11 protein-coding genes are annotated in these 13508 nt (G+C 69.6%); 6 read left to right on the plus strand and 5 right to left on the minus strand.

Features of this window, described 5'->3' with window-relative positions; translation table 11 throughout:
• Nucleotides 1–15: 15 nt before the first annotated feature.
• Genes ABEA43_RS55925 through ABEA43_RS55940 form a run of 4 tightly spaced genes read right to left on the minus strand, consistent with a single transcriptional unit; the run spans nucleotide 16 to nucleotide 4820 of the window.
• On the minus strand, nucleotides 16–1971 hold the full coding sequence (locus ABEA43_RS55925) for a DUF6807 family protein (protein ID WP_345575454.1): 1956 nt from the start codon (nucleotides 1969–1971) through the stop codon (nucleotides 16–18).
• A gap of 37 nt (nucleotides 1972–2008) precedes the next feature.
• Nucleotides 2009–3064: a mandelate racemase/muconate lactonizing enzyme family protein gene (locus tag ABEA43_RS55930; RefSeq protein WP_345575456.1), complete on the minus strand. Its 1056-nt coding sequence runs from the start codon at nucleotides 3062–3064 to the stop codon at nucleotides 2009–2011.
• A complete protein-coding gene (locus tag ABEA43_RS55935; protein WP_345575458.1) occupies nucleotides 3061–3933 on the minus strand; it encodes a 5-dehydro-4-deoxyglucarate dehydratase in 873 nt (290 codons plus the stop codon). The genes ABEA43_RS55930 and ABEA43_RS55935 overlap by 4 nt, the downstream gene beginning before the upstream one ends.
• Nucleotides 3930–4820: an NAD-dependent epimerase/dehydratase family protein gene (locus tag ABEA43_RS55940; RefSeq protein ID WP_345575460.1), complete on the minus strand. Its 891-nt coding sequence runs from the start codon at nucleotides 4818–4820 to the stop codon at nucleotides 3930–3932. The genes ABEA43_RS55935 and ABEA43_RS55940 overlap by 4 nt, the downstream gene beginning before the upstream one ends.
• A gap of 192 nt (nucleotides 4821–5012) precedes the next feature.
• Between ABEA43_RS55940 and ABEA43_RS55945 the strand changes: the two genes are divergently transcribed.
• From ABEA43_RS55945 to ABEA43_RS55970, 6 genes are all read left to right on the plus strand, one after another.
• Complete coding sequence (locus tag ABEA43_RS55945) at nucleotides 5013–5966, plus strand: LacI family DNA-binding transcriptional regulator (protein ID WP_345575462.1); 954 nt, start codon at nucleotides 5013–5015, stop codon at nucleotides 5964–5966.
• Between the two features lie 213 nt (nucleotides 5967–6179).
• Nucleotides 6180–7142, plus strand: a complete 963-nt coding sequence (locus tag ABEA43_RS55950; protein WP_345575464.1) for a carbohydrate ABC transporter permease — start codon at nucleotides 6180–6182, stop codon at nucleotides 7140–7142.
• Nucleotides 7126–7992: a carbohydrate ABC transporter permease gene (locus ABEA43_RS55955; RefSeq protein WP_345575466.1), complete on the plus strand. Its 867-nt coding sequence runs from the start codon at nucleotides 7126–7128 to the stop codon at nucleotides 7990–7992. The genes ABEA43_RS55950 and ABEA43_RS55955 overlap by 17 nt, the downstream gene beginning before the upstream one ends.
• Before the next feature lie 45 nt (nucleotides 7993–8037).
• Nucleotides 8038–9321: an ABC transporter substrate-binding protein gene (locus tag ABEA43_RS55960; RefSeq protein ID WP_345575468.1), complete on the plus strand. Its 1284-nt coding sequence runs from the start codon at nucleotides 8038–8040 to the stop codon at nucleotides 9319–9321.
• A gap of 9 nt (nucleotides 9322–9330) precedes the next feature.
• Entirely contained in the window at nucleotides 9331–10611 is a 1281-nt protein-coding gene (locus tag ABEA43_RS55965) for a Gfo/Idh/MocA family protein (protein WP_345575470.1), read from the plus strand.
• A complete protein-coding gene (locus ABEA43_RS55970; protein ID WP_345575472.1) occupies nucleotides 10601–11638 on the plus strand; it encodes a dienelactone hydrolase family protein in 1038 nt (345 codons plus the stop codon). The genes ABEA43_RS55965 and ABEA43_RS55970 overlap by 11 nt, the downstream gene beginning before the upstream one ends.
• 98 nt (nucleotides 11639–11736) lie before the next feature.
• Here the strand turns inward: ABEA43_RS55970 and ABEA43_RS55975 are convergent, their stop codons facing one another.
• Nucleotides 11737–13506, minus strand: coding sequence for an ABC transporter substrate-binding protein (locus tag ABEA43_RS55975; RefSeq protein WP_345575474.1), 1770 nt, complete (start codon nucleotides 13504–13506; stop codon nucleotides 11737–11739).
• Between the last annotated feature and the right edge of the window lie 2 nt (nucleotides 13507–13508).

Consider the following 13508-nt stretch of genomic DNA (forward strand, 5'->3'; position numbering starts at 1 on the left):
ACCGGAGGTGAGAGGTCACCGAAGCCCGGGTGCCGCCTCGCCGCCCATGACGTCCGCCACGCCGGCGGCCAGTGCGGAGGCCGACACCACGTCCAGCCTGCCGTCCGCGACGACAGTGATGATGCGCCTGGTCAGGGTGCTCTCGACGAGCAGCGGCCGGTCCCAGGCCAGCGCCTGGCCCACGCCCGGATACTCCTCCACGCGCACGAACCAGGGGTCGCCCGCCGACTGGACGAAGACGAGCGTCCAGTCCCGGCCCTCTGGCGTGGTGCCGGACATGGCGATCCACGGGCTCGTGCTGCCGTGCACGGTCTGCTCGTCGCCGGGCAGGGTGGTCCTGCCGGTCGAGGTGCCTGGCGCGCGCCAGAAGAAGCCGCCGTAGCCCGCGCCGGCCCGGCCCTTGGTGGCGGAGCTGTTGATCTCCACGGGCGCGCCGGTCAGGTTCGTGAGCGTGAACGTGAAGTCCAGCGCCCAGGCGTCGCCGAGAGGGCGCGCGGCGACCGTGCGCTCCTCGCGGGCCATCGGCCGCCCGCCGGGTCCGGTCCACTCCAGCAGCTCGGTGAAAGCGTCGTCGTCGAGCCGCGAGAACGCCCGGTGCCGCTGCGTGCCGTGATCGTCCAGCCAGGCCGGGCCCTGGTCCTTGACGTAGGTGCGGCCGCCCCAGAAGTTCGCGCCGCCCAGGTCGGAGATGGCCACGCCGACCCCGAGATGGTGCACGTGGTCCTCCGGGCGCACCTCGGTGACCTCGACGCCGCCGAGCGTGCGCACCTTGTGCAGGTACGGCCGGGGCGAGTCGGTGGCGGGAAGGTCGGGGCGCAGCTCGTACGCGGCCACCCCGCGGTCTGCCACCAGCAGCTCCACCTGCGCCCACGGGGCCTTCAGCTCGGAGTAGAGCGCCAGCTCCTCCGCGCTGCGTGCCGTCAGGCCGGCGATGCCGGGCAGGACCCTGCTCACCACCTCGCCCGAGCCGTCCGCGTCGAGAACCTGGTGCCGCGCGGGGATCGGCAGCGGCTCGGGCGACAGCCGGACCGCGTCCAGGACCTGCGTGAACGTCTCCGTGGCGGCCAGCGGTACGAGCAGCTCGGCACCCGTCCTGACGTGGTCGATCAGGTTCTCCAGCAGATCCGCGCGCTCGTGCACGGTGGTCGTGGCCGTGCCGTCGGCGAGCTCGACCTTGAGCCGGTCCTGCGTGTAGACGAGCGTGGCCCGGCCCGCGTCCCCGTGCACCACCAGGTACGGCTCGTGCCGCTCCGGCGCGCACAGCGACACGGCGATCGTGATCACCGTGCCGTCGTCCATCCGGATCCGCAGGCAGGACGTGTCGTCCGACTCGATCGGATAGGCGTGGTAGAGCTCGGTCTCGATCTCCGCGATCGGCCCGTCCACCAGGGCCAGGGCGGTCGCCACGGCGTGCGCGAACGGGTTGGTCAGCGCGCCGTCCACCACGTCCACGCCGTCGAGGCGGCGCTTGCCCGCCCAGGCCGCCCGGGTGAAGTAGGCCGTGGAGCGATCCCAGGCGCCCGCGCCGCCGATGCCGCGCACCCGCCCGAGCGTCCCGTCCGCGATCAGCCGGCGCAGTGCGGGCACGACCGCCGAGCCGAGCGACTGGAAGCCGACCTGGCAGGCCAGCCCGGTCTCCGCCACCGCGGCGGCGATCCGCTCCTGCTCGGCGGGGCTGGGCGCGGGCGGCTTCTCCAGCAGCACGTGCGACCCGGCGTGCAGCGCGGTCACCGCGAGGTCGGCGTGCGTGTGGATCGGCGTGCAGATGATCGTGATCTCCGCGCCGGTCTTCTCGATCAGCTCGCCCAGGTCGGGGGACTGGAGCGGCGCGCAGAAGTCCACCTCCGCGGGCCGCACGTCGCAGATCCCGGCCAGCTCGACCAGGCCCAGGTCCGTCAGCCTGCGCAGGTTGCCCAGGTGGTGCCGCCCGTGCCCGTGCGCCCCCGCCAGGATGACCTTGACCGCCGTCATTTAGACCACCTTCCGGCCGGTACGACCTCGGCCGCCGTCATTCTGACCACCTCAAACCCAGTCCCGCGTGCTCGCCCGCGCGCAGCACGCCGCCCGAGATCGTCACCGGGTACGGCTCCGCCAGCAGCCCGAGCGCCGCGAACGACGCGTCCTCCACGTCCTCCGCCATCACCGGCAGCGGCAGGGCCAGCGCGAGCTGCCCGGACATCTCGCTCAGCAGGTGCGGGTAGACCGGCACGTCGTACGTCCTGGCCAGCTCCGCGATCCGAAGGAACGGCGTGATGCCGCCGACCCGCACCACGTTCGGCTGGACGACGTCGCACGCGCCCGCCGTCAGCAGGTCGCGGAAGCCGTAGACGGTGTAGACGTTCTCACCGACCGCGACCGGCACGTCGATGGAGCGGCGCAGTTCCACGTGCGCGGCCACGTCGTCGGCAGGCAGCGGCTCCTCGATCCAGTGCAGGCCGAACTCGCGCAGCGCGGCCAGCGCCCGCCGCGCCCTGTGCAGGTCCCACCGCTGGTTGGCGTCGATCATCAGCAGCCGGTCGGGACCGATCACCTCACGGACCGCGGCCACCCGCGCCACGTCCTCCGCCAGGTCCGGCCGGCCCACTTTGATCTTGACGCCCCGGTAGCCCGCCGCCACCCAGCGGCCGGCCTGTTCGACCAGCTCGTCGAGCGAGTAGTGCAGGTTGACGCCGCTGCCGTAGACCGGCACCTCGTCGCGCCGCCGCCCGAGCACGTCGGCCAGGCCGTCGCCGCCGCAGCGCAGGTCCCACAGCGCCAGGTCGATCCCGGCCAGCGCGATCGTGGTGATCCCGCCGGGGCCCGCCTCGCGCAGGTGCCGCCACAGCCGGTCCCAGACCACGTCGGGGTGGGCGGGCAGCCCGATCAGCGCCTCGCGCAGGTCGTGGTCGAGCAGCGCCTTGACCGCGTGCGCGCCGATCTGCGGCGTCCACGAGAACCCGGTCCCGGTGCGCCCGTCCTTCAGCGTGACGTGGGTGACGATCACGTGGTTGGCCGGCACGTCCGGGCCCCAGGGCCGGGGGAGCGGCGCGGTGCGCAGCTCCGTGCGCAGGTCGGCGATCGTCATGACCCCGCCAGTTCGAGCCCGGTCTTGATCAGCGCCTCCAGCTCCTCCAGGTGCTCGCCGGTCACCTCCACCAGCGGCGGGCGTACGGTGCCCACGTCCAGGCCGCGCAGCCGGACCCCGGCCTTGACCAGGGAGACGGGGTAGCCGGGGACCTTGCCGCGCAGCCGTACGAGGGGAGCGTAGAACTCGGTGAGCAGCCGCTCGTCACCCTTCAGGTAGGCCAGGGCGATCTCCGGAGCGAACGCGAACACCGCGCTGGAGTAGAGCTCCACGCCGATGCCCCGGTAGGCGGGCATGGTCAGCTCGGCCGTCGGCAGCCCGTTGAAGAACAGGAAGTCCGGGTAGACCTCGCGCACCGCCAGCACCGTCCGCTGCATCCGGTCGATGTCGCCCAGGCCGTCCTTGAGCCCGATCACCCCGGGGAGCCCGGCCAGCTCGACCACGGCCTCCGGTTCGAGCACCACGGCGCCGCGCTGGTAGACGATCACCGGCAGGATGGCCGCGACCGCCGCCACGTAGGCGGCGAAGCCGTGCCCAGGACCCTGCGCGAGGTAGGGAGGCATGAGCAGCAGCCCGTCGGCGCCCGCCTCCCGTGCGGCCCTGGCCTGGTTCAGCGCCGTGCCGATCGGGCCGCCCGCGCCCGCGAACACCGGCACCCGCCCGGCCACGACGTCGGCCGCCACCTGCACGGAACGCGCGTGCTCCGCCTCGGACAGCGCGGAGAACTCGCCGGTGCCGCAGGCCACGAACACGCCGCCGGGGCCGTGCTCCATGCCCTGCCTGATGTGCTCGGCCAGCACCTCTTCGGCCAGCGCGCCGTCGGCGCCGAAGGGGGTCACGGGGAAGAACAGCACACCGCTGAGATTCATGAAGCTTCCTTGAGTTCGTCACGCCAGCTGCGCTTGGGCTGCCAGCCGAGCAGGCGCTCTGCCTTGGTGGTCGAGAAGGCGGGGGTGGTGCCGGTCAGTCCGGCCGCGAGCGCCTCGGTGCCGGGCACGACCTGGGGCAGCAGGTCGGCGAGCGGCTTCCTGGCCAGCGCGTCCCCCGCCCCGGCGAAGAACACCTCGCCGTTCGGCAGCTCGGGCAGTGCCTCGCTCAGCACCGCGATCATGTCGGCGGCGTCGCGGGCGTCGATGTAGTTGAACAGCGACACCCCGCCCAGCTCCGGCCGGTCCAGCCGCTCACGCACGGTGTGGCCCGACTGCGTGGGCGCGCCCGCCCACTCCTCGGGCGGGATGACGAAGCACGGCCGGACGGCGGCCAGCTTCGTGGTCCCGGCCACGGCGAACGCCTTCATGGTCTGCTCGGCCACGACCTTGGACAGGTTGTAGGCGTTCCAGGGGCGGACCGGATGGTCCTCGTCGATCGGCAGGTACGCGGGCACCCAGCCGCCCGGCGCGCCGTACCCCATCACGGTGGGGCTGCTGGCGATCACCACGCTCGCCACGCCGAAGGCCACCGACGCCTCGCAGACGTTGAACGCGAGCTGGGTGTTGACCTTGTAGATCACCGATTCTGGGAAGCTGAACGGGGTCGCGATCGCGGCCAGGTGGATCACCGACTCCGGCCGGAACCTGGCGATCACCTCGAACGCCTCGCCCGTGTCCGTGAGGTCGGCCGGTAAGGCGACCGCGGCCTCGGGTGGGGTGCCTGGGACGCGGTCGACGCCGATGACCTCGTGCCCGGCCGCCGCGAGCGTGCTGACCACGCTGCGGCCGAGGCGTCCGGCGCTTCCGGTGACGAGGACTCTGCTCACCGTGAGGGGCTCCTTCAAGACTGCAAACAGTTGCACTAAACCTTTGTGTCCGGAGGGTGCAGGCGTCAAGAGGGGATTTCCGGACCCGCCGTCTAGCTGGGGCTTCCCGGTGGTGCCGGGGTTAAGATGATGCGGCAAGCGCTTTCATCGTACTCAGAGAGTCTGCAAGCGGTTGCGTTAGGGTGGGCGACTGTGACAGTGACGATTCGTGATGTGGCCCGGGCCTCCGGTGTGCATGTATCGACCGTGTCGCGGACGTTCTCCGCGCCGCACATGGTGAACGCCGCCACCCGCACGAGGGTTCTGGCCGTGGCCGAGGAGCTGGGTTACCGCCCCAACCGGGCGGCGCGGGCCCTGACGACCGGGCGGACCCACAACCTCGGGCTGATCGTGGCGGACATCGCCAACCCGTTCTTCCCGCCGCTGATCAAGGCCGCCCACGCGGCCGCGAGACAGCGCGACTACCACCTGTTCGTGGCCGACACCGACGAGGAGCCGGCCGCCGAGGAAGAGCTGGTGCAGGCCTTCTCCAAACAGGTGGACGGCGTGGTGCTGTGCAGCCCGCGCTCCTCCAACAAGGCGCTCGAACGGCTGGCCGAGCGGGTGCCGTTCGTGGTGATCAACCGGCGGCTGCGCGGCGCGGCCACGGTCCTCATGGACGTCGGTCACGGGGCGAGGCTGGCGGTCGAGCACCTGGCCGGGCTCGGGCACCGCCGCGTGGGGCTGGTCTCGGGGCCGGCCGGCTCGTGGACGAGCGCGGAGATCCGTACCGCCGCCGAGCAGGTGATGGGCGTGGAGCTCGTCGTCATCGGCCCCAACGCGCCCACCGAGCGCGGCGGGATCGCGGCGGCGGCCAGGGTCCGCGACTCCGGCGTGACCGGCGTGCTGGCCTACAACGACCTGGTGGCGATCGGGCTGATCGAGGGCCTCGGCGATCTCGGGCTGGACGTGCCCGCGGACCTCAGCGTCGTGGGGATCGACGATATCGTTTCCGGACGGCTGAACCGCCCCAAACTCACCACGGTCGCCATGCCCACCGCCGCCGCGGGCCGGCTGGCGGTCGATCTGCTCATCCAGGAGGTGACGGCCACCACCTCGCTGGAGACCCGGCTGGTGATCCGGGACTCCACGGCTCCGCCACGGTAGCCGCACGCCTGCAAACGGTTGTACTAAACCGAATAAAAATTCGTCTGACTTATCGGGCGGTCACGCTTGCTAGCTGGGAAAACGCCGTGGCGATATATCGGTAACGGCTATGTAACGGCTGCAAAGGGTTGACGGAACTTTCCCGCCAGCTATAGGAAAGCGCTATCCATTCACATCTCGCCGGAAGGTCCGTGATGACGAATGAGTTCCGTCATGGCTGACTCGGTGGCGGTGAAGCCCCGAGGCGCGGTGACCGAACCCGCACACGGCGGCCACCACCGTTCCACCAAACGTTCCCGCCGCGAGGCGCGGGCCGCTTATCTCTTTCTGGCGCCCTGGTTCGCCGGCCTGCTCGTCATCACGATCGGCCCGATCCTTGCCTCGCTGTACCTGTCGTTCACCGACTACAGCCTCCTGGAGGAGGCCAAGTGGGTCGGCTTCGACAACTACGTCAAGATGTTCACCGAGGACCAGAGGTTCATCAACTCGCTCAAGGTGACCACGATCTACGTGGTCGTCTCGGTCCCGTTGCAACTGGCCTTCGCGCTCGGGCTGGCCCTGGTGCTCGACCGGGGGATTCGCGGGCTCCCGTTCTATCGCTCGATCTTCTATCTGCCCTCGCTGCTCGGTGGCAGCGTCGCGATCGCGATCCTCTGGCGCAAGGTCTTCGGCGCCGACGGTCTGGTCAACGCGATCCTGTCGGTCGTCGGCATCGACGGGCCCGGCTGGGTGGGCGACCCCGACTACGCGCTGAGCACGCTGATCCTCCTGCACGTGTGGACGTTCGGCGCTCCAATGATCATCTTCCTGGCCGGGCTCCGTCAGATCCCCAGCAGCTACTACGAGGCCGCCTCGGTGGACGGCGCCGGGGTGCTGCGCCAGTTCAAGTCGATCACGCTGCCGCTGCTGACGCCGATCATCTTCTTCAACCTGGTGCTGGAGATCATCAAGTCGTTCCAGTCGTTCACGCAGTCGTTCATCGTGAGCAGTGGCAGCGGCGGTCCCGCAGACTCCACGCTGTTCTACACGCTCTACCTCTACCTGAAGGGGTTCAAGAGCTACGACATGGGCTACGCGGCCGCGATGGCCTGGGTCCTGTTGCTGATCATCGCCGGGCTCACCGGGGTGAACTTCCTCGCTTCCAAGTATTGGGTCTTCTATGGCGACACGAAGTAGGCCGATCCCGGTCCTGTTCCGTCCGTTCAGGGGCGGGCGGGTGGCCAAGCATGTGCTGCTGATCGGCTTCGGCCTGATCATGCTCTATCCACTGCTCTGGATGATCTCCAGCTCGCTCAAGCCGGAGGAGCTCATCTTCCGGCAGTCGGGCCTGTGGCCGACCGAGTTCACGCTGGAGAACTACACCGAGGGCTGGAACGCGCTGAAGCATCCCTTCGGCTACTACCTGTGGAACTCGGCGGTGGTCACCGGCCTGTCGGTGGTGGCGAACCTGGTGGCCTGCTCATTGGCCGCCTACGCGTTCGCGCGGCTGAACTTCCCGCTGAAGAAGCTCTGGTTCGCGCTCATGCTGGGCACGATCATGCTGCCGCACCACGTCACGATCGTGCCGCAGTACATCATGTTCTCGAAGCTCGACATGATCAACACGATCTGGCCGCTGGTCATGCCGAAGGTCCTGGCCACCGACGCGTTCTTCATCTTCCTCATGGTCCAGTTCATCCGCACGCTGCCGCGGGAGCTGGACGAGGCGGCCGAGATCGACGGGGCGGGCTACTGGCGCATCTTCATCAGGGTGGTCATGCCGCTCTGCCTGCCCGCGCTGGCGACGACGGCGATCTTCACGTTCATCTGGACGTGGAACGACTTCCTCAGTCAGCTCCTTTATCTCAACAACCCCGACAATTTCACCGTACCGGTAGCCTTGCGCACGTTCTTGGACTCCAGCAGTGACTCGTCGTGGGGCCCGATGTTCGCCATGTCGATCATCGCGCTCGGCCCCATCTTCGGGTTCTTCCTGGCCGGCCAGAAATACCTGATCCGTGGTGTGGCCACCACGGGCCTGAAGTAGTTCCTCCACCCCCCAACAGCAGAAGATCCCCTAGGAGGTAGAGCCGTGAGCTCTGGCAAGAAGATGTGGTCGGCGGCGCTGCTCGCGACCGCTGTGCTGGCGGTCACCGCGGCCTGCGGCAGCGGCAGTGGCGGCGAGAGTGCCGACAGCAAGATCAAGCTGCGCTTCTCCTACTGGGGCAGCGACGCCCGGCAGAAGATGACCGAGGAGGTCATCAAGAAGTTCGAGGCGAAGAACCCGACCATCGACGTCGAGGGTGAGTTCTCCGACTTCGCCAGCTACTACGAGACGCTTTCCACGAAGGTGGCCGGCAGCGACGCCCCCGACGTCATCACCCTGGAGATCCGCGGCCTGCGCGAGTACGCCGACCGCGGCACGCTCGCCGACCTGTCCAGCAAGGTCAACACCGCCGACATCGACGGCAAGGTGCTGGCCACCGGCGGCATCGACGGCAAGCAGTTCGCCATCCCCACCGGCGTGAACGCCTTCTCCCTGGTCGTCAACCCGGGCCTGGTGGAGACCAACGGGCAGAAGCTGCCCGACGACACCAAGTGGACCTGGGAGGAGTACGTCGACCTGGCCTCGAAGATCTCCACCAAGAGCGCGGGCAAGGTCACCGGCACCCAGCTGAGCTGGAACCCGGCCTACCTCCAGATCTACGCCGCCCAGAAGGGTGAGCCCTTCTACCAGGGCAACAAGCTCGGCCTGACCCCCGCCACGATCAAGGACTGGTGGGCGATCATGCAGAACCTGGTCAAGACCAAGGGCTCGCCCGACGCCGCCAAGAGCTCCGAGATCGGCGCGTCCGCCATCGACCAGTCGCTGCTGGCCACCAACACCGGCGCGATGGGCATGTGGTGGAGCAACCAGCTCGGCGCGGTCGTGAAGGCGTCGGGTCAGACCATGGACCTGCTGCGGATGCCGAAGGCGCAGGGCGCCACCGCCGGCGGCATGTTCCTGCAGCCGGCCATGTTCTACACCGCCTCGTCGAAGTCGGAGCACGCGGCCGAGGCGGCCAAGTTCATCGACTACCTGATCAATGACCCCGAGGCGGGCGGCATCATCCTCAGCGACCGCGGCCTGCCGGCCAGCTCCAAGGTGCTGGCGGCGGTCAAGGACAAGCTGCCCGACGCGGACAAGAAGACCCTGGAGTTCCTCGACGAGATCAAGGGTGAGCTGGCCGACCCGCCGGCCGCCCCGCCGAAGGGCGCCAGCGCCATGGAGGACATCCTCAAGCGGTACACCGAGGAGGTCCTGTTCGGCCGGATGACCCCGGACGACGCCGCGGCGAAGTTCATCACGGAGGCGAACGCCTCCATCGCAGGCTGAAGGAGAGACATGAAGTACGCGTTCGTCGGGCTTGGGCACCGCGCGCAGATGTACGTCGACGCGCTGCTCGGAGAGTGGCGCGACGTCGGCACCATCGTCGCCCTGTGCGACTCGAACCGGACCCGCATGGACTACTACGTCGAGCGGATCGGCCACGAGGTGCCGCGTTTCGCGCCCGCTGAGTTCGGCAAGGTGCTCGAGCTCGCCGACGCGCTCATCGTCACCACCGTCGACGCCACGCACGCGGAATACGTGTGCGCGGCGCTCGACGCCGGTCTTGACGTCATCGTGGAGAAGCCGCTCACGGTGGACGCCGACGGCTGCGCGGCCATCGCCGCGGCGGCCGAGCGCAGCAGCGGCAAGCTGATCGTCACGTTCAACTACCGCTACTCGCCGCGCAACTCCGCCGTACGCCGCCTGCTCCAGGAAGGCGTCATCGGCGAGGTCACCTCGGTGCACTTCGAGTGGATGCTCGACACGATCCACGGCGCCGACTACTTCCGCCGCTGGCACCGCGACCGGGCCAACTCCGGCGGGCTGCTCGTGCACAAGTCGACCCACCACTTCGATCTGGTCAACTGGTGGCTCGGCTCCGCGCCCGAGCTCGTCTTCGCCCAGACCGACCTGCGTTTCTACGGCGCCGAGAACGCCAGGAAGCGCGGCCTGGAGAACCGTCCCGAGCGCGCCCACGGCGCCCCCGGGCTGGGCACGGACCCGTTCCTGCTGGACATCGCCGCCGACGAGCGGCTCAAGCGGCTCTACCTCGACGCCGAGCACGAGGACGGCTACATCCGCGACCAGGACGTCTTCGGCGAGGGCGTCAACATCGACGACAACATGTCGGTCATGGTCCGCTACGCCAACCGCGCGGTCCTGACCTACTCGCTGCACGCCCACGCCCCCTGGGAGGGGTACCGGGTGGCCTTCAACGGCACGGCGGGACGGCTGGAGCTGGACGTGGTCGAGCGCGAGTGGACGCCGCCGCACGCCGCCATCGACCCCAGCGCGGCCGCCAAGGAGCACGCGACCGGCTCCTCGGAGCGGCTCACGCTGCGCCGCCACTGGAGCGAGCCGGAAGAGGTGCCCATCGAGTCAGGGGCCGGTGGGCACGGCGGCGGCGACCGCCTGCTGCTGAACGACGTCTTCCGCGGCCCCGGCGACGACCCGCTGGCGCGGCAGGCCGGCTACCGCGACGGCATCCGCAGCGTGCTGACCGGCCACTCGGCCAACGTCTCCGCCGCGACGGGCGTTCCCGTGCACCTGGCGGACGACGGCACGCGTGTTCGCTGAGCTCGCCGGGATCGCCGCGGCGCAGCTCGGGACGTACCCCGCTCCGGGGCCCGAGCTGCGCGCGGCGGCGCGCGAGGCCATCGGCGTGCTCGACCTGAGCGCGCGGGAGGTCCGGGTCGAACGCACCTGGACCGACGGCGACCTCGCGGGTGAGGAGCTGTCCTGGTCGGTGGGGTTCGGGCCGCGGACCCGCGCCTTCCTGCTGCGGCCTCGGGACGCCGCGGGGCCGCTGCCCGGGGTGGTGGCGCTGCACTGCCACGCCGGCATGAAGTGGGCCGGCAAGGAGAAGATCGCCGACGGTCCCGAAGGGCCGTCGCCCGAGGTGACCCGCCTGCGCGAGTCGATCTACGGCGGGCGGGCCTTCGTCAACGAGCTGGCCCGCCGGGGCTTCGCCGTGCTGGCGCACGACGTGTTCGTCTGGGGCAGCAGGCGCTTCCCGCTGGAGACCGAGGACGGGCCGCTCAGCGAGGCCGACCGGTACGACCTGGCGGCCAAACCGCATGAGCACGAGGTGGCCAAGCACTGCGCGGCGCTCGGGACGTCGTTCGCGGGTGTGGTCGCGGGCGAGGACCTGGCGGCGGCGGCGTACCTGCGCTCCCGCCCGGACGTCGGCCTCGTCGGGTGCGCCGGGCTGTCCGGCGGCGGCCTGCGGGCCGGCCTGCTGGGCGCGTTCGACCCGGAGATGAGCGCGGTCGTGGTGGCCGCGATGACCTCCAGCTACCGGGACATGATCGGCACGCACATCGCCCGGCACACCTGGATGTTCTACCCGCCCGGCCTGCCGCGGCTGGGCGACTGGCCCGACCTGGTGGCCGCCCGCGCGCCACAACCGCTCATGGTCCAGTACGCCCTGCGCGACGAGCTGTTCCCCGAGGCGGGCATGCGCCGGGCGCACGCCATGATCGGCGAGCGCTACCGTGACGCCCCCGAGGGCTACGAGGCGGTGTTCGCCGACGTGCCGCACAGCTTCGACGTGCCCATGCAGGAGCGGGCCTTCGACTGGCTCGCCCGGCACTTGAAGGGCTGAGACGGCCTTGAAGGGCTGAGACGGCCTTGAGGGGCTGAGATGACCTTGAAGTGCTGAGATGACCGCCGCCCGGCCTGCCGCGGGCGGCGGTCACCTTCTCAGTTGCCCTGCTTCCAGGTGGCGATCAGCTTGTCGTAGTCCAGCGTCTCCGGCTTGCCGCGCTCGTCGGCCAGCTTCGGCGCGGGCGCGCCCGGCTGGTCGAGCCAGTACTGGGCGGGGCGCTCCTGGTTCAGCTTGGGTGCGCAGTTTCCGCCGTAGCCGCGCCGCTCCAGCCTGGACAGGATGTCGTCCTGCTGCTTGGCCAGGCTGTCCATCGACTGCTGGGCCGTCGTCTCGCCGGTCACGGCGGTGGCCACGTTCTGCCACCAGAGCTGGGCGAGCTTCGGGTAGTCGGGCACGTTCGTCCCGGTCGGGGTCCACTGCTTGCGGGCCGGCGAGGCGTAGAACTCGATCAGGCCGCCGTACTTCTTGGCGTTCTGGGCGAAGTACTCGCTCTTGATGTCGGAGTCGCGGATGAAGGTCAGGCCGGTGATCGACTTCTTCAGCGACACCGTCTTCGAGGTGACGAACTGCGCGTACAGCCAGGCCGCCGCCCTGCGGTCCTGCGGCGTGTTCTTCAGCAGCGTCCACGAGCCGGCGTCCTGGTAGCCGAGCTTGTTCCCGGTCTTCCAGTACGAGCCGTGCGGGCTCGGCGCGATGCGCCACTTGGGCGTGCCGTCGCCGTTGACGACCGGGAGCCCCGGCTTGGTCATGTCGGCCGTGAACGTGGTGTACCAGAAGATCTGCTGGGCGATGTTGCCCTGCGCGGGGACCGGGCCGGCCTCGCTGAAGTTCATGCCCGCCGCCTCCTTGGGGGCGTACTTCTTCAGCCAGTCCACGTACTTGGTGAGCGCGTAGACCGAGGCGGGGCCGTTGGTGTCGCCGCCGCGCGTGACGGACGAGCCGACCGGGCGGCAGTTCTCGACCCTGATGCCCCATTCGTCCACCGGCAGGCCGTTGGGGATGCCGGGGTCGCCGTTGCCCGCCATGGACAGCCAGGCGTCGGTGAAGCGCCAGCCCAGCGACGGGTCCTTCCTGCCGTAATCCATGTGGCCGTAGACCTTCTTGCCGTCGACGGACCCGTTGCCGTTGACCTTGTTGGTGAAGAAGTCGGCGATGTCCTCGTAGGCCGCCCAGTTGACCGGGACGCCGAGGTCGTAGCCGTAGGCGTCCTTGAACTGCTTCTTGATCTGCGGGTCGGTGAACCAGTCGTAGCGGAACCAGTAGAGGTTCGCGAACTGCTGGTCGGGGAGCTGGTAGATCTTCTTGTCGGGGCCGGTGGTGAAGCTGATGCCGATGAAGTCGTCCAGGTCCAGGGTGGGCGAGGTGACGCCCTTGCCCTCGCCCGCCATGTAGTCGGACAGCGGGACCACGTAGTCGCCGCGCGAGTGGGTGCCGATGAGGTCGGAGTCGTTGACGTAGGCGTCGTAGATGTTCTGGTTGCCCTGGATCTGCGTCTGGAGCTTCTCGATGACGTCACCTTCCTGGATCAGATCGTGCTTGATCTTGATCCCGGTGATCTCGGTGAACGCCTTGGCCAGTTGCCGCGACTCGTACTCGTGCGTGGTGATCGTCTCGGAGACCACGTTGATCTGCATGCCCCGGTACGGGGCCGCGGCCTTCGTGAACCAGTCCATCTCCGCGAGCTGCTGATCCTTGGACAGGGTGCTCGGCGTGAACTCCTCCGTGACCCAGCGTTGAGCCGCGGCCTTGCCGTCGGACTCCTTGAAGTCGCTCGCGGGCTTCTCCGCGCTCTGCGTGCACCCGGCCACTATCAGGACGAACGCGGTCAGACCTACGGCCGCGGACCTCCCTGCGCGATGCCTCATCG

Source organism: Nonomuraea rosea (genome assembly GCF_039539705.1).
GTDB lineage: Bacteria > Actinomycetota > Actinomycetes > Streptosporangiales > Streptosporangiaceae > Nonomuraea > Nonomuraea rosea.

Coding starts and splice junctions, on each gene's coding strand:
- ABEA43_RS55925 (WP_345575454.1), bottom strand. CDS start 1,971: ATGACGGCGGTCAAGGTCATCCTGGCGGGGGCGCACGGGCACGGGCGG.
- ABEA43_RS55930 (WP_345575456.1), bottom strand. CDS start 3,064: ATGACGATCGCCGACCTGCGCACGGAGCTGCGCACCGCGCCGCTCCCC.
- ABEA43_RS55935 (WP_345575458.1), bottom strand. CDS start 3,933: ATGAATCTCAGCGGTGTGCTGTTCTTCCCCGTGACCCCCTTCGGCGCC.
- ABEA43_RS55950 (WP_345575464.1), top strand. CDS start 6,180: ATGGCTGACTCGGTGGCGGTGAAGCCCCGAGGCGCGGTGACCGAACCC.
- ABEA43_RS55955 (WP_345575466.1), top strand. CDS start 7,126: ATGGCGACACGAAGTAGGCCGATCCCGGTCCTGTTCCGTCCGTTCAGG.
- ABEA43_RS55965 (WP_345575470.1), top strand. CDS start 9,331: ATGAAGTACGCGTTCGTCGGGCTTGGGCACCGCGCGCAGATGTACGTC.
- ABEA43_RS55975 (WP_345575474.1), bottom strand. CDS start 13,506: ATGAGGCATCGCGCAGGGAGGTCCGCGGCCGTAGGTCTGACCGCGTTC.